This window comes from Providencia sp. M-27 (assembly GCF_011077905.1).
Taxonomy (GTDB): domain Bacteria; phylum Pseudomonadota; class Gammaproteobacteria; order Enterobacterales; family Enterobacteriaceae; genus Providencia; species Providencia huaxiensis.
The window spans coordinates 90,746-106,435 of the sequence record NZ_JAALBT010000004.1 but is presented as its reverse complement, the minus strand read 5'-3'; the positions used below and the strand labels follow the sequence as shown (position 1 = coordinate 106,435).

Annotated in this window: 14 protein-coding genes; 8 read left to right on the top strand and 6 right to left on the bottom strand. The window is 39.1% G+C overall.

The features are described 5' to 3' along the window. Positions 1-2 precede the first annotated feature (2 nt). The 7 genes from G6Q48_RS07880 (at position 3) to G6Q48_RS07850 (ending at position 5,388) form a co-directional block, all read left to right on the top strand. Entirely contained in the window at positions 3-1,070 is a 1,068-nt protein-coding gene (locus tag G6Q48_RS07880) for a fimbrial protein (protein WP_166265576.1), read from the top strand. Between the two features lie 24 nt (positions 1,071-1,094). After that, positions 1,095-1,658 carry a fimbrial protein gene (locus tag G6Q48_RS07875; RefSeq protein WP_166265573.1) on the top strand — a complete coding sequence of 188 codons (564 nt, stop codon included), beginning with the start codon at positions 1,095-1,097 and terminating at the stop codon, positions 1,656-1,658. Positions 1,659-1,715: 57 nt separating this feature from the next. Beyond that, a complete protein-coding gene (locus G6Q48_RS07870) occupies positions 1,716-2,258 on the top strand; it encodes a fimbrial protein (protein ID WP_166265570.1) in 543 nt (180 codons plus the stop codon). A 212-nt stretch (positions 2,259-2,470) separates the two neighbouring features. Beyond that, entirely contained in the window at positions 2,471-3,001 is a 531-nt protein-coding gene (locus G6Q48_RS07865) for a fimbrial protein (RefSeq protein ID WP_148241599.1), read from the top strand. A 30-nt stretch (positions 3,002-3,031) separates the two neighbouring features. Further along, positions 3,032-3,562: a fimbrial protein gene (locus G6Q48_RS07860; RefSeq protein WP_166265567.1), complete on the top strand. Its 531-nt coding sequence runs from the start codon at positions 3,032-3,034 to the stop codon at positions 3,560-3,562. A gap of 213 nt (positions 3,563-3,775) precedes the next feature. Then, complete coding sequence (locus G6Q48_RS07855) at positions 3,776-4,024, top strand: helix-turn-helix domain-containing protein (protein WP_102140022.1); 249 nt, start codon at positions 3,776-3,778, stop codon at positions 4,022-4,024. A 386-nt stretch (positions 4,025-4,410) separates the two neighbouring features. After that, positions 4,411-5,388: a LysR substrate-binding domain-containing protein gene (locus G6Q48_RS07850; protein WP_102140021.1), complete on the top strand. Its 978-nt coding sequence runs from the start codon at positions 4,411-4,413 to the stop codon at positions 5,386-5,388. Between the two features lie 82 nt (positions 5,389-5,470). Here G6Q48_RS07850 and G6Q48_RS07845 read toward each other — a convergent pair whose 3' ends face one another. From G6Q48_RS07845 to G6Q48_RS07830, 4 genes are all read right to left on the bottom strand, one after another. Continuing rightward, positions 5,471-6,649 carry a M20 metallopeptidase family protein gene (locus tag G6Q48_RS07845; protein ID WP_166265564.1) on the bottom strand — a complete coding sequence of 393 codons (1,179 nt, stop codon included), beginning with the start codon at positions 6,647-6,649 and terminating at the stop codon, positions 5,471-5,473. Positions 6,650-7,221: 572 nt separating this feature from the next. Beyond that, positions 7,222-8,547, bottom strand: coding sequence for an amidohydrolase (locus tag G6Q48_RS07840; protein ID WP_166265561.1), 1,326 nt, complete (start codon positions 8,545-8,547; stop codon positions 7,222-7,224). 18 nt (positions 8,548-8,565) lie between these two features. After that, positions 8,566-9,042 carry a hypothetical protein gene (locus tag G6Q48_RS07835; RefSeq protein ID WP_004262394.1) on the bottom strand — a complete coding sequence of 159 codons (477 nt, stop codon included), beginning with the start codon at positions 9,040-9,042 and terminating at the stop codon, positions 8,566-8,568. 12 nt (positions 9,043-9,054) lie between these two features. After that, positions 9,055-9,843, bottom strand: coding sequence for a DUF3100 domain-containing protein (locus G6Q48_RS07830; RefSeq protein WP_036958500.1), 789 nt, complete (start codon positions 9,841-9,843; stop codon positions 9,055-9,057). An 811-nt stretch (positions 9,844-10,654) separates the two neighbouring features. Here G6Q48_RS07830 and G6Q48_RS07825 point away from each other — a divergent pair. Further along, the gene (locus G6Q48_RS07825) at positions 10,655-11,101 is read left to right on the top strand and encodes a GNAT family N-acetyltransferase (protein ID WP_166265558.1); all 447 of its coding nucleotides are present in this window, start codon (positions 10,655-10,657) and stop codon (positions 11,099-11,101) included. A gap of 76 nt (positions 11,102-11,177) precedes the next feature. On the opposite strand, the gene G6Q48_RS07820 is transcribed toward G6Q48_RS07825, so the two are convergent. Both G6Q48_RS07820 and G6Q48_RS07815 read right to left on the bottom strand, forming a co-directional pair. Then, positions 11,178-14,141 carry a TonB-dependent receptor plug domain-containing protein gene (locus G6Q48_RS07820; protein ID WP_166265555.1) on the bottom strand — a complete coding sequence of 988 codons (2,964 nt, stop codon included), beginning with the start codon at positions 14,139-14,141 and terminating at the stop codon, positions 11,178-11,180. Positions 14,142-14,166: 25 nt separating this feature from the next. After that, positions 14,167-15,621 carry a porin family protein gene (locus tag G6Q48_RS07815; RefSeq protein ID WP_166265552.1) on the bottom strand — a complete coding sequence of 485 codons (1,455 nt, stop codon included), beginning with the start codon at positions 15,619-15,621 and terminating at the stop codon, positions 14,167-14,169. Between the last annotated feature and the right edge of the window lie 69 nt (positions 15,622-15,690).

Below are 15,690 nucleotides of genomic sequence, written 5' to 3'. Positions count from 1 at the left end.
TAATGAAATCAAAAATAAATATGCGCATAATAAAATCTTTATTTATTCCCGGAGCGGTCGGTGCCACTTTACTCATTTTATCTGATATGGCTCTTGCCAGAGGACCATGCAAACCCGTCGGCCCAGTAAAAACTTATAACGCTAATTTAACAGCCCATATAGATGCGGCGTTTAATAAGGTAGGCGGAGAGGTTCTAAAATTAGGGTCTTGGAGTGAGAACTCTGGTTATCAAATAGAGTGTGAGTGCTCTCCTGGAGATAATATACCTGGCACCTATTATTGGGCTGAGTTTGAGACTAAAAGGATGCCGCCGGGACATGCTACGGGGTGGTATAGTCTTAGCGAGTATCTGGATGTTCGTGTGAAAGCAAGTCTTTGGGACCAAACGATTAATGATTCGAGAATACTGGAGATACCTTTTGGTCCCATCTCTAATAATACCAAGGAGGTTTGCCCTCCGAATGGGAAGCTTATAGAAAATATAACCACTGGCTCCAAAGGGGAATTGGATATTTACGTAAAGAAGCTATTTGTTGGTAATACTGTAATCAATTATCCGAATCTTTATATTTTTTTCGCATCTTTATATCATAGCTGGCCAGGCTCGAATATTGCCAGCGTTAGCTTATATGTGAACGTCACTGCTCCACAAGCATGTGAGATTAATGCAGGCCAGAGTATATCGATTCCTTTCAATGATATTCCTCAGCGAAATTTCGTCGCAGCAGGTAAAGGAGTAATGCCCGCTGGTGTAGTACCGCAATCTAAAACATTAAGCATAAAGTGTGTGAATATGGACGCTTATGCAGACTTAGATGTACGCTTTATTGGCACTGCTGACCCAAATAGCACTACTGATGGCTTTAGTACGGATAATAAAGATATTGCTATTGCAATAGAAGGGCCTAATGGTCGCTTAACACCGACTACAGGGAAACTCCCTTTGCAATTAGATGCTAATCAAAATGGTTCGGTAACAATCAAAACCTACCCTTTCAGTAGTACTGGTCTAGCCCCTACGGTTGGTAAGTATTCATCAATTGTAACTGTGCGTTTAGACTTTAGATAATATAAATTAATGGAGATAACTACCATGAGTAAGGCAATGGAGCGTAGTCGTAATTTCCCGTGGTCAACAATGAAAAAAGTGGGTGCTTTATCATTATTGATTGCAGTCAGTGGTGCAGCACAAGCAGCAGATATTACGTTGAATTTTAGTGGAAATGTTGTTGTAACAGGATGCGATATTTCAGCGAGTAGTAAAACAAAAGCGATCGCTTTTGGTACTGTGGATTTAGCTAAAGCCACAGCTGGGGGAACAGGGAGTTCAGCCTTAAAAGATGTGGATTTTTCTTTAGATTTCACTAGTTGTGCGAACCTCAAAAATATTAGTTTAGTCATGGATACAACCAAAGCTGTGACGGGCTTTGCTGATTACTATTCTATTGATGAGGGGGCTGGTAAAGCTGGTGGTTTAGCGGTTGGTATTAAAGGAACAGATACGGCAAAAACGGTCCAGTCACCAGGGAAAGAGGTTTTATGGGCAAGAACAGCAACAGCGAATAATATTCCTTTTAAAGCGACATTATATAAAACAGGTGTAGTAACTGCGGGGGCAATTACTGGGCTTGTAAATGTCACTGTAAAATATAATTAATAGAGTATCCATATTAAAAATATTATTACTAATAGTATTGAATTAAGGGCTATATAAATGAAGAAAAATTTTCTATTAGCGCTAATGGGCGTTATGACGGGTATTGCTTTAACTTCAGGTGCACAAGCGGCTGATGCAACATTAACATTGAAAGCAACAATAAAGTTGGCGGGGTGTGATATTTCAACAGGCACAGGTAAAGACCAATTAGTTGATTTTTCGGATGTTACTGTAGTTAAAAATGCGGTTAAAGGAAGCTCAATAGCTAAAAAGGATTTTAATCTGCAATTTCAAAATTGTGCAGATTTAAAAGGTATTGATGTTTCAATGAAAGGTACTGCTGATACTGATATGGCTGGTGGAGAGCTGTTTGCGATTGATAAAGGTGCAAACATGTCTAAAGGCGTAGGCGTTAAAATTATTGCAAAGACAACCGGTGGAGAAAAAGTCCAGAAGCCAGTCGGTGACACGGTTGTTTGGGGAAGCCTTTCAGGGGCTAGCGTGACTTTACCTTATCGTGCTGAATTAGTTAAAACGTTAGATGCGATAACCGGGGGAGATGTTCGTTCAGTTGCCGAAGTTAGCGTAGCATATAAATAAAATACTAATATATTGAATGGTTTTATAGATATTTAAAATAACTGATAACATTGTCGTTTTATTTTCTTAAAACGACAAAGAAAGTTTAGTTTATCTATTTTTGTTGTAGAAGTGATTCAATAATTTATATGCATGTTATAAGGCAATGATTAATTCAAGAACTAGCATCATTATTCGTTAGTTTTGATCTGCGATTATTATTTGGACTGATTATGAAATTATATTCGTACAGGTATTGCTATATTTTTGGCATGGTTTTTTCGCTATGCCCTCTATTTTCATCGGCTAGTGATTTATCGTTAAATTTTACTGGAAATGCAATCGTTACGGGATGTGATGTTGAATTTGGAAATAGTGGTAAGAATCAAGAAATCGATTTTAAAACAGTAACAACGACAAAAAGTGGAACAGGTCTTTCTGGCTTGGTCACTCAACCATTTTCATTAAAACTATCTAATTGTGCGGGAACAATTAATAAAGTTTCCGTGAGTATGTCTGGTAAGGCTGATACCGGCTTTCCTGAATACTTTGCAATTAATAGTGGCACCGGCAGTGCGCAAGGGTTGGTTTATGGTGTGAACGTAAAAGGGGATAAAAATAAAAAGCAAAAACCCGATGGCACAGTTGTTGAGTGGTCATCGACGGCACAGCCATTAGATTATGAAGCCACTTTGTATAAAACAGGGAATGTTGACGGTGGTCTCGCACAAGCGAGTATTGATATCAGTATTGGGTATCAATAAATAATAGTTATTTAATATGGGAGAGAGAGGATGAACATAAGCCGTTTATTTAGGAGAACTGTTTTAGTCGCAGGTATAAGCTTCGTTTCATCAGGAGCACTGGCTTTGGATGCTTCTGTTCAGATTAAAGGCAAAATAAAATTAATGGGATGCGAGGTTGATACCGGATCAAAAGATCAGACTGTTGATTTTAAAAAGGTCAATGTGCCGGTGAGTTATCCTTCTGGAAGTGTTGTAGCTGAGAAACCATTTACGATTAAACTACAAAATTGTGAGTCAGCCGCCGTTGCTGATGTTTCGATGAGTGGTACTCCAGATAGTTTTAATGCGGATTATTTTGCATTAGATTCCACGAGCCAAGATTCAGCGAAAGGAATAGCACTGCGTATTAAGTCCACAAATGGTGAAATTCAGAACCCTTCAGGCAAAGTGGTGACATGGCGTTTCAATTCATCAAGTAGTGAACAATTATTAACTTATAATGGTGCATTAATTAAGACGAGTGATATCACTAACGGTAAAGTGAATGTAAATGCAGAGTTTAGTGTTAATTATCGTTAATTTTAATATAAAACATAATAGTTTATTAATTAAATTGATAGTAATGGTTTAATAACTTTTATTATATGAGTTTATGATTTGTTTTTATTTGAGAAATATAAGTTTATTTGAGGTTGTAAATCTCGAATACGCTTTTTTATAGCATGTCAGGGCGTTAAATTTTAAGGCTACAACACTAAAAATAATAGTGTCATTATAATTAGGACAGTACGTATGAACGTATATAACACTGAAATTTCTAATAGTTTTATTGGGCAGCAGGTTCGTAAACGCCGTCTTCTTTTCGGTTGGTCTGCGAGTACACTAGGGAAAAAATCAGGCTTGAGCCAACAACAAATTTCACGCTATGAAAGAGGAACACAGAATTTCACTATTTATCGTTTATGTATATTTGCAAATATACTGGAGTGTGATTTAAATTACTTTTTGGGGCGTGAGGCTGATATGAGCTACCCATTATAAGCAGAATATTAAAATTAATAGCTTCTTAAAAGAGAAGCTATTAAAAATAATTATATGTAGACATAATCATTTTTATATTTGATGAAGGCATCAAAGATGATGGCTATACCAATGACTAATTTTTTCTATACTTATTTTTAATATCTGTCTGTTTTATAAAAAGTATGTTCAGTTTACATATACTGCTATGGTGATAGCGGTATTCTGTCTCTTTGGGGAAATAAAAACGGTATTATTTGGGGATCTTGTGAAAAATGTAAATGCGAGCTCAGCAATGCTAAAAGGATGCTTCTAGCTGGCCGGTTGCTTATGGTATAATAAGCGCACAATACAGCTATATTTTTTAAATCTTATTTTTAGTCCATTTTACATTGGATACCCCAGCAATGAACATTAGTCAGCTTAAAAGCTTTGTTGAAGTGGTCAAAAGTGATTTCAATATCACTAATGCGGCTGAAAAACTGTATACCTCTCAGCCAACGGTGAGTAAGCAACTTAAAATATTGGAAGATGAGCTGAACGTTTCATTATTCAATCGGAAAAATAATAACTTATTGTCTCTGAGCCCGATTGGCGAAAAAGTTCATCATGTCGCGTGTGATATTCTTGCACAGTTCGATAAAATAAAAAGTATTGTTTCTCATGAAGATACGACGATAAAACAGAACTTGCATATTGCAACAACCCATACCCAGATCCGTTATAAATTACCGCAAGTGATTGAGCGTTTTAACGCACGTTACCCTAATATCTCTTTGCATTTTCACCAAGGTGCGCCAGCTCAAATTGCAGAGATGGTGAATAATGGCGATGTGGACTTTGCCATTGCGACCGAGTCGATGCATCTTTATGATGATTTATTGGTAATGCCTTGTTATCAATGGTCTCGCAGTATTATTGTTCCACATGACCACCCATTGGCTCAATGTGAACAGCTTAGGATTGAAGACCTTGCGGGCTACCCACTAATTACCTATGTATTTGGTTTTACAGGGCATTCGAAGCTCGACCAAGTCTTTTATCAACATAAATTAACGCCAAATGTTGTTTTAACTGCCGTAGATACTGAAATTATTAAATACTATGTAAAACGCGGTGCTGGGGTCGGTATTATTTCAACCGTAGCTTTTGACCCAGAGGAAGATAGTGAGGCATTACGCTGTATTGATATTAGCCACTTAGTCAAGCCAAGTTATACACATGTTTGCATTAATCGGCACATGCACCTAAAAGATTATATGTATGATTTTATCTCTCATTACGCACCTCACCTTGATTTGAATTATATTCATCAACCGAACCAATGGGTACCTACAGAACAAAGTGAGAAAGATAGGTTATATAGAGAATTGCCTGAGCTATGACTTATCTGCGGATGATTAAGAAAAAAGCCGAGTAATAGGAGATTTACTCGGCTTTAGTATTACTGTGTGTATTATATTTATTCTAACGAGTGGCAATATTAATAAAAATTTGAGCGCCAATCAGCAAACAGTCGTCATCAACAAAATAAGGGTTTGCATGTAAGTAATTATTAATCCCTTTTGCTTGATTACCACTTCCTAAAAAGTACATGGCACCGAGTTTACCTTTAGTGGCATTGATCATATAACTGAAATCTTCACTTCCAGTCATTGGCTTACCATTTGAATCAATATGCTCAATTGGTAAAAAGGCGGCTGCGGCATCATAAATGACTTTGGCTGCTTGTGGGTGGTTGACAACAGCAGGATACCCGCTGGCTTCCAGTGTTGTTTTAAACCCGCCGGCTTCACTACGAGCCACAATTTCATTGAAGCTGGCTTTTAATATTTTGTCCGTTTCTTCATCCATTGAACGGATGGTTCCGCGTGCCTGAACATGATCCGCCAGCGCATTTGGGATGGTTCCCCCGTTAATCATGCCACAACCAAATACGGCAGGGCTGAAAGGATCGGTTTTTTTGGCAACAATGTAGTCCATATAATCGATGATACGCGTTGCTTCGCGGATAGCATCTAACCCTTTATGAGGGGTTGAGCCGTGAGCAGAAACACCGTGGACATCTAGTGTCCACGCTGAGCCATAAGAGGACATAACCCCTGAATTGAATTTAATATAACCCGTTTCAAAGGCCGCATCATTGTGTAGACCGTAAACCTCGTCAACGCCTTCCATACAGCCCATTTCGACCATTTTGTTGGCACCTGGTATGCGCATATCTTCTTCAGCCATCTGGAAGATAAAACGGACGTTATGGGTGAGTTCAGAACGGTTCTTACTGAGGTATTTAGCTGCTGTTAAGGCGATGGTCATGTGGGTATCATGGCCACAGTTATGAGCGCAACCCTCATGGACAGAACTGTGTTCATTGCACGTTAAATCAGGCATTTCAAGGCCATCGATGTCGGTACGATAGGCAATTAAGCGCTTGGTTGGGTCGACAATCAAATCAGCGGTAAAGCCTGTGTAGCCTTCAAATAAACGAATGTTATAGCCAAAGCTTTCCATCAATTCACGGCAATATTGTGAGGTTTTGAATTCTTGCCCAGACAATTCAGGGATTTTATGTAAATCCTGACGTGTTTTTTTGCTAAACGTTTCTAAAGCAAAGAGCTTTTCACTGATATTGTATTTGTTGGTCATTACGTTTTATCCCGTATACAGAAAGCATTTTTAATGCTGTTAAAGGGCCCCTGGTGTGAGCATGGAATAATGAACAGCGCGCTCATTTAATTTATGTGTATTTTAAAAATTAGATTCAGAAATAGGATGATTTCTACTTCTACTCGTTATTCTTTATCTATCAATTTATAGAGTGAATTTTAACGTGGATATTAAAAAAGTGAGCGTGATGGAGATCGTATTTATATCATATCAGTATTGCATGGCTCATGAATAATAAGGATGGTAATTTATTAAAACAATAATATAAAGAGTGCTTAACTTATTAAGTCTATTTATATCAATAGGTTATGGATATGTTTTTAATGTTGGGAATATTTGCATTTTAAAGTGAGCATGAGTGGGATTTAAGTTAAATTTTTTATTTAAAGTAGGGGGGAGAGGCATGATTTTAGGAATTGTTTTAAATGAAATGGCGAATGTAAAAAGAAATTAAATTAATGCGAAGAAAAAATTTTAAAAGTGGGATAAAAGCTAAAAATCATATTCCCCTTATTATAATGAACATAGCAATAAGGGGAATGTTTTAATAATTAGTTCTTAAAAGAGCCAATAAATGAGAGGTATTCCTCTTTGCTCATTAATGGGGTGTAATCAGCTAACATCTCATTAGCTTGGGACGCATCATCAAATAACAGGTCAATAATTGCCATTGCCATCATTTGAGCAGGGCGGATATAGGCCATATCATCATCAAAAACAACGTAATCTTTACCATGCAACCCACCACGAATTGCACCAATCCATGGGTGACTCACTGGCATAATATGTGATAAGTCCCCTGTATCCGTGCTTCCAGTCATGTGCCCAGCAATCCAAACATTTTCTTCGCCAATCAAGTTGTGGGCATTTTGTTGCAATAAACTGTTCAATGTATCGTTGTTATATAATGGAAAGTAACCCGGTAAATCTTTAACTTCTACCTCTGCACCAACAGACATTGCGCCAGCAACAAGTGCGCGAGTAATACGTTCATTCGCATCAATCATTGCTGGGACATTTGACGCTCGAACATAACTTTCCATACGGACATCACTTGGGGTGACATTGACCAAATCACCGCCTTGCGTGATGATCGGATGGAAACGAATGTAATCTTTTTCTTGGAAAGTTTCGCGAATAGCATTTACTCCCATGATCCCCATCATTGCGGCATTGAGGGCATTGACACCCAAGTGAGGTGCTGCTGCTGCATGGGATGCAGTCCCTTTGTAATTAATCAACTTGCCAATAAACCCATTGGTGGTGGTCGACATTTCAATAAAACCAGTATCACGCTCAGGTTTGACGCTGGTTAAATGAATTTGCATTGCCATATCGACATCATCAAATTCGCCAAGGGATATCAGCTCTGGCTTACCGCCGATATAACTAATTTTTCCTTGTTCAATCAGTTTATTACGATAAGCCAGTTCAACATATTCCTCAGCGGGAACGGCGAAAGGAACGACGTCTCCCGCGAGGTATTGCATAGCACCTGACTTAACCAGACCAATAGTCACAGCCATCATATTGGCTATTTGCGCATTGTGCCCACAGCAATGGGCTGCACCCGTTAAATCATCGGCCTCTGGGTGTTCAGCACAAATAATCGCGTCGAGCTCACCAATCACAGCAATGCTATATTTGCTACCTTTTCCACCTTTTAGACGTGCCTTAACCCCTGTTAATGCGAGTTGGTTTCGGTAATTAACGCCTAATGCAGAAAATGCGGCTTCCACTTTTTTTGCTGTTTTCGTTTCTTTGTAGCCTAGCTCTGGCTCTGCCCAAATATCTTCTGCTAATTTTTTGATATCCCCTTTATGGGATGCAATTGTTTCGCAAACGATGGCTTTCAATTGGTCTTTGGTCATTGTCATGGTAAATATTTCCTCTGGTTAGATAACGCCGCTCCATGAAAGTGTCACTTGACCAATAAGTGCAGCGAATAAGAAAGTTCCCGTAAAGACCGCCAGTGAAACTGGGATGATCCGCCATGAAATGGCTTTAAATTTATCAATATCTTTACCGAGTGAAAGACCGGCAAATGCCAGAACTGTCGTACTGATGACAGCGAGTGAAATTTTACCTGTCATTGCGATCATTTCTTTATCGTAAGGGAATAATGGTGAACACAGACCTGCAGCAATTAAAGATACCCAGAAAATCACAGGTAACTTACCTAATGGTGGGATCTGTGCAATTAAGTATGCCACAAATGACATACCCCCTAATAATGCCATGGCGATAAGTGAGTCGCTAAAGACTGCGCCAAAGCTGCCGCGGCCATAAATTGAGCCTCCGAGAGCATCACCCAGTGAAGTGAAGATGATGACTAACACGATGATTATTGCAATTTCTGCCATCTTTTTCATGATCTTATATCCTTATTCTGTATCTGCTGATGCTGTTGCACGTTTTCTTTTGAGTTTGTTGTATAAGAAAGAGGCAAACGGTAAGGAGAAGAAAATATAGATGTACAGACCTAATACTGAAGACATCAAGTTTGCGGAGGATGAGAATGCTTGAATATCCGCAGCATGTTCAGGATAAAGCTCCAATAATGGTGCGACTGACGCAGCTAGCATCGAACCACTTCCGACCCCGGCTCCCATTGCTAAAGCGAGAGGGCTCATAATATCGAGTCCTGCGATAACACTGGCGATGATGCCCATCCAAACGGCTCCGTATAGTGTTCCGCAAATATACATTGCCATAACGCCACGGCCTTCTGGTGAACTTAAACCATATTTGGCTTCGATAATGGCGATATTGGGTTCACGACCAATAGAGTAAGTTGCACCAACGGCTTCACGGCCCATACCTAACATAATGGCAAGGGGTAAACCGAGTAAAATGGTACCGATAAAGTGACCGATTTCTTGCAGGATTAATGCACCACCGGCTTGAATAATTTTTTCCCAAGATGCACCAACGGAGGTGCTTAATTTTGCAATTAAGATAACTAACGCGACACTCATTATAGAGCTTGCGTGTGCCATGTTTTTTTCGCTGAGGATTTTGAATTTTGGAAAACTGATAATACCACCCATCAACATGGAATAAAGCATTGGAAAAACCATAACTAAACTGATTTTAATTTGCCCTATAGCTTCCGAAAGAAGAATGATAAGTAAGCTAACCAAAAGCAACTTACTATCTTTTAATATACCCATAGTGTTACCTTTCATTGGAAATGTTTTTAAGAGTTATTCGTATATATTTATAATAAAAATGCATCATTTTCGTATTCATACTATCCATGAAACTATTTTCTTGACAATATTCCGAAAGTCTCTTAGCCATGCCTAAAAGGCATGGTTAAAATCAATTAATTAAAATTAATTAATAAAAATGTGCTTATTGAATTTTTTTTGCATTCTAATCTTAGAAATATTTTTATTTTTCAGTCTGATACAATATTTTATTAAGTTTTTAACATGTTATTTCATAAGTGATTTTGATTTTTAGATGCATTAATGCGAAGAGTTATCAAATACCTAATAAATGTGAGGTTGTTCAGGTTTTATGTATTTTTATATGAAAAGGTTTTATTTTTATTGAGTTTGTATAATGATGAAAATTTAGATTTTATTGGAGTTTATTATTGTGATTCTATCCTTGGGTTTTACTTTTACCTGATTTGATTTTGATTATTAGTTTAATAAACCAATTTGTTTTTTTAAGGTTTCTTCAAAAAAATTTGATAAATTACAATAATATTGTATTTGGCTGTGATATTTGACTTGGATCCCAATTTTGAATATTCATTAATTAGAAAGCAATAAATGAGTCGAAATTTTATTTTAGTCTAAATGCTGATATTAATGTTATCCGTAACATATCGACTGCTATTTGTTTATTGCGTCTTGAAAAATACAAAGGCACGAATGGCGCGAACAAAAAAGTATTTATTGCTAAATTTATGTTTAGCCATCTTTTTATCACAACGGTATTGTAATTGGTAAATTCTAAAGCAAGGTGTTTATGATTATTACCCTAAAAGATATCACCAAAGACAATTGGGTGGATATCATCTGCCTCGAGATAACCAAAGAGCAGGAAGACTTTGTTGCTCTTAACTCAGAGTCAATCGCAGCCTCAAAATTTTTTGATCATTATATTAATCGAGGGATTTATGTTGATGATGAGCCTGTTGGCTTTGTTCAATATTATTCAAACCATGAAAATGGTTGGCCAGAAGAAGTGTTTATTGACCAATTGATGATTGATATAAAGCATCAACGAAAAGGCTTTGGTTCTCAGGCTATTCCGCTAGTTCTGGAAGAAATTAAAAATTTGGGCAAATATAAGTCCGTATCAATTTGTTATGTTGAAGGCAACGACATGATGAAACCATTCTTTGAGCAGTTTGGTTTTGCAGTTGTAGACCAAGATGAATTCGACGAAACCATTATGCGGTTATTTTTCTGATACTGAAGTGATGAATATCCGCTCCTACTTAAGGTTAGCAGCGGATATTTATAGTGGGTAAATCAACAGCATTTATCTAAAATTGTGCATTTAATCCTAAGCGTAGTGTGCGGCCTGGAGCTGGCATCATACTGCGTGTTAGTGGGTCGATATAATAACGATCAGTTAAGTTGGTTACTAAGAATTCGACATTGATATTTTTATCAATTTGGTAACTGGCATAGGCATCTGCTGTAAAGGTCGGGGTCCAGTGCATTGGGCTATTATTCGCCATTGAATAACTCCCTGGGAATTGCAGCATTAATTTCCGTTCATCTTTATTTTGCACGCTGCTGGTATAACGTAAGCGTGTTCCCACCTCGAGAGTTTCATCCATAAAACGCATGCCGAGGTTAGAGTTAATCGCATATTTAGGCTGTAATTGTGTGCGTAAAAAGCCACCGGGGAAACCTGCGGTGGTGCATTGAGAGATATTATAGCGGTTAGTTGGATCCAAATTAGCGGGTGCGGAGTCATCACAAACTTCATTTTTGAGGCGGTAATCAACACCAATATCCATAAATACCCCACCATTATCGTAGCGGGCCAAAGCTTCAATCCCCGCGGTTTTATGCTCTTTTACTTGAACAAAATTAAGACGTCCATCACGGTCAAATGCATTTTCGATGACAGTATGGTAATAGCCTATTTTCACATCAGCGTGACGTTCAGCACCGAGTAACCCTTGTAAATTACGGGAATAGCCAAATTCTATGGTTTTCGCACGTTCGGGTTTGAATAACATTTTCTCTTTGCGAGCTTCACTTTCCCCAGCAAACCCAATGCTATTTTCGAAAATACTTGGCAAGCGTACTGTTTCGATGTAGCGCGCATAAACGCGGTCGTTATCAGACAACCAAATATTGGCACCAAAAGCAGGCGCCCAGCCATGGCTTTTTTGTTTGCCTGAGAATTTCCATTTTTCTTCTTCAGTGAGCTTTCGCTCGATATCATCTGAAGGATGCGAATAACTTGCCCCATAGACGTAAACTTCTTTACCCGTTACTGGGTCGACAGCGCGTGCTTGAGAGTCAAAAGTTCCGTTATGGAAAGGGTTCGTTTTTGTCGTATAGCGCCCGTCTTTATCTGATTTCCATTCCGTGCGGAAATTGACATCTAAAACGCCATTTTCTTCTGGATGTTGAGAGCTATTTCTCTTGGTGATGAAAACAGTATAATTCGTGTCATCAAGCCCTATCGTTTTGAGTAAGATTTGTTTGTTCCTATAGCCACCATTGAAGGGTTGGTAGCCATTTTCAATAGCCTTATTATATTCATCTTGGGTTAAAATTCGGTTGTAATTGATCTGTTTAGCAAGTCGTTCATCAGGGTTTTGAAAACCTTTGGTTCGATTGCGCATTTGCTCTTTTAAGTAATCATCTTCTGTCCAGCCATCAATATATTTTGCTCCCGCATCCAACTCCAACCAACTCGTTGGGCGATAGTTAAAGTTAAAGGCAATACTGGTTTCTTGCCGATGGCCTTTACGTGGAAGGGCAATAAACGGGCTAGCAGTTTGCGATGGTGGAACGTCATTTGAGTCTAATTTTTCTTTGAGCATTGAACCGCGAATGGTTAAATCAAGATCGGGGGTGAGCGCCATGGTATTGCGTAAATTAAATCCAATGCGATCATTTTCAGAATTAGTTGCTGCGGTATTAATTAACGTGCCATCAATGTTAGGATCTTTGCCATCGCCATAGCCATACTCAAAGGCCCAGTCACGCTCTTTGGGCTCTCGAGGGTAGCCGCCAGAGGTATTGGTATCTCCTACGGAATGCGTCATCCAGATATTCGCATTTAGGTCAATCCATTGGTTATCTTCGGGTTTCCATTTGTATTCGGCATTATAGGCATTGACTGTAAAGTGAGCCAACGGCCATTGTGGTAGCACTTGTTTACCTTCAAGCTCAGCAAATCCTAAACGTGAGGGCATAATTTCACCATAGGTACTTTCACTCCGGCGAAAGCCAAGGTGTAGTGTTTGGTTTTCAGTGAGATATAAATTGGTTTTAACTAAATAGGATTCCAGCTCATTAGAGGTATTAGTCACTTCTTTTCCGGGGAGAAATACATTCGCGGCAAAAGGTAAGTAAGGATCTGGGCCAAGTTGTTGCTGTACTGTTTGTTGTTCATTTAGTTGAACAGATTCCTTATAACGGTGAGCGCCATTTTTCCCTGCAAAATAGTTGCCTTGGCGGCGATAGGCATAGGCAGCCATTAAATCGAATTTTTCTTGTCGAGTCCCAACCGCTATTCTTCCGCCATTATCTTTAAAATTGAAAAATTGTGCATTTCCTCGGGATTTCGGTGTGATGTGGACGACAGGATCGGAGAATACAGAGTTATTATCTTTATAAATCTCTGGGTGATCTCGGTAATCTTCGCCATAACCATAGTGAGGAATACGTTCACGAGTTGAATTACTGCTGGTTTCTAATTTTAAGCTGACACCAAACTTTTCATCTGGAGCGACAACGTCATCTATTCCTAGGGTTCTGATGGCTATCCCACCACCAACAGAGGTTTTTATATCACCAGCAAGAGAACCACTTTTTTCAATCTCAATACTACTAATGAGGTTTGGGTCCACATAATTACGGTTATTTGCCCTATTGTAACCCCGGTAAACTGTTAGTGATTGCTCTGTGCCGTCAACCGTAACAGGAACACGCTCTTGTCCTTGGATCCCTCGAATATTTGGGTCTAACGCACCACTGTTTCTTGCGTCACCGCTATAGACGCCAACTGCGCTATTGAGCACATCCGCGGTACTGGTACCTTTATAACGCTCAACAAGGTCTTTTCCTAAATAAATTTTAGAGCCTTTTGCATCATATTGGTCATCGTAGCCTTGTTGATCACGCTCTTTGATAGTTTTTGCGGAATCTTGAACAGTAATGGTACCGATGTGTTCTTCTTTTTCCCCTAAAGCAATCGATGGAATAAAGAGGGCAGTAATAATTGCAGTAGTAATAGGTGTTAATTTGTATTTATACATAGTGTTTTTCTCTGTGCCATAACGCTTAAAAACGGGTTTCTAACCCAATAGAAATTTCGTGCTGGTGATAGGAGTAAATTCCATCTGCGGAGCTGCGATTGTCACGAAAGCGATAACTGGTATAAGGCGTAAATGTGAAAAATGAATAATTTGGAAAATTGAGCCGCGCAAAGTACATCGCTTCACGATCATGGCGTTTCACATTCAGGAGGTAATTGAAGGCTTGAAATTGGCTTTCTCGATAGGTGGCTAGTGCTAATAAATGCACATCAGGTGTAATCACGGTATAGAAGCCGCCTCGGACACCCAACTGGTCATAATCATCACTACGAACTTCTGTGGTGAGACGCGTCGCGTCAGCTCCCAAAAATAGGGAGGTATCTGGGGTGATTCCATAGACACCCGTTAGGTGTAGGCTACTTCGATTACCATCGGCACTGTCATACGGTTTTTGGTAATGAAGCTGTTGGTGATCCGCGGACATACTGAGGATCATGTTTGGGCTGAATTGATAATCAGCTTCAATTTTGCCACCTATCCCTAAATAACGACGCTTTTCATTGACTGTTTTTAATTCAACTAATGGGCCAACGGCGACAGTGGTATTCGCATCATTAAAACGGTATAAAGCAGCTAAAGAGGTGGTATTCTCACTAAATTCGGCATAGTGAGGATAGCGGTCGCCATATGATGTCCCCTTGATTTGCAGCGAATGATGGCCAGAGATAGGAATTATTTTACTCAGGCTCGCGTCATAGGTGAGCCCTGACGACGCGATGGGGTTGTCCATTTTTAATGTGCCACCTGGTACTTCCCAAATTTTATTTTTATCAGGGACTTGGTTAATATTACTGTTATTTTTATATCCGAAAGAGAGACTCCCGCTCCAAGCTGTGCGGTTTTCGATAGCGCTAATAAATTGTTGGATGGTCTGCTTTACACTGGCAGGTAATGCAAGTGTTTCATCGTTGATTAAGTTTTGGAATAAAGCCAAAGACTCCTTATTTTGATTATCGTCAAAATAAGCTCGGGCAAGTTCCAACTTAATGCGAAGAAACTTTGGTGACAGTGCCAGTATTTGTTGGTAGTGGGCAATTGCTTCAGGGTAATGGTTTTGCGCTTTAGCGATTTCTGCTTTTGCAAATAAAATAAGCAATGGGTCCGCATCAGTTAGCTGCTGGTAGCGAGGCAATAAGCGTTGTACGTCTTGAAATTGCCGATGGTTGATTGCCAAATAAATCGCCTGGCCTAGATCTTGAGCGTTATTTTTTAGGGTATAGTTTTCCCCATTTAGTTTGATTGATAGGTCATCTGGGAGTAGCAATTGGTCTTTATGGGGGACAACTGCACTTTTATCACGATAATTTTGTTTATCTTTTTGCCATAACAACTGTTCACGGTCTGTATCCAGACTGGTTGAAAATGCAGAGGGCGCGACCATTGTAACCATGATGGCAAGGGTTAATAAAAGATATTGCATAGGGTTAGCTTCGGTAATAAAGGGCGGTGACCAGCAATGTGTGATGCTTTGTTGTGGTCACCGAGATTG

Bases quoted from the DNA above. Each gene is read 5' to 3' on its own strand.
- G6Q48_RS07880 (WP_166265576.1), top strand. From the start codon at position 3: ATGAAATCAAAAATAAATATGCGCATAATAAAATCTTTATTTATTCCC.
- G6Q48_RS07875 (WP_166265573.1), top strand. From the start codon at position 1,095: ATGAGTAAGGCAATGGAGCGTAGTCGTAATTTCCCGTGGTCAACAATG.
- G6Q48_RS07870 (WP_166265570.1), top strand. From the start codon at position 1,716: ATGAAGAAAAATTTTCTATTAGCGCTAATGGGCGTTATGACGGGTATT.
- G6Q48_RS07865 (WP_148241599.1), top strand. From the start codon at position 2,471: ATGAAATTATATTCGTACAGGTATTGCTATATTTTTGGCATGGTTTTT.
- G6Q48_RS07860 (WP_166265567.1), top strand. From the start codon at position 3,032: ATGAACATAAGCCGTTTATTTAGGAGAACTGTTTTAGTCGCAGGTATA.
- G6Q48_RS07855 (WP_102140022.1), top strand. From the start codon at position 3,776: ATGAACGTATATAACACTGAAATTTCTAATAGTTTTATTGGGCAGCAG.
- G6Q48_RS07850 (WP_102140021.1), top strand. From the start codon at position 4,411: ATGAACATTAGTCAGCTTAAAAGCTTTGTTGAAGTGGTCAAAAGTGAT.
- G6Q48_RS07845 (WP_166265564.1), bottom strand. From the start codon at position 6,649: ATGACCAACAAATACAATATCAGTGAAAAGCTCTTTGCTTTAGAAACG.
- G6Q48_RS07840 (WP_166265561.1), bottom strand. From the start codon at position 8,547: ATGACAATGACCAAAGACCAATTGAAAGCCATCGTTTGCGAAACAATT.
- G6Q48_RS07835 (WP_004262394.1), bottom strand. From the start codon at position 9,042: ATGAAAAAGATGGCAGAAATTGCAATAATCATCGTGTTAGTCATCATC.
- G6Q48_RS07830 (WP_036958500.1), bottom strand. From the start codon at position 9,843: ATGGGTATATTAAAAGATAGTAAGTTGCTTTTGGTTAGCTTACTTATC.
- G6Q48_RS07825 (WP_166265558.1), top strand. From the start codon at position 10,655: ATGATTATTACCCTAAAAGATATCACCAAAGACAATTGGGTGGATATC.
- G6Q48_RS07820 (WP_166265555.1), bottom strand. From the start codon at position 14,141: ATGTATAAATACAAATTAACACCTATTACTACTGCAATTATTACTGCC.
- G6Q48_RS07815 (WP_166265552.1), bottom strand. From the start codon at position 15,621: ATGCAATATCTTTTATTAACCCTTGCCATCATGGTTACAATGGTCGCG.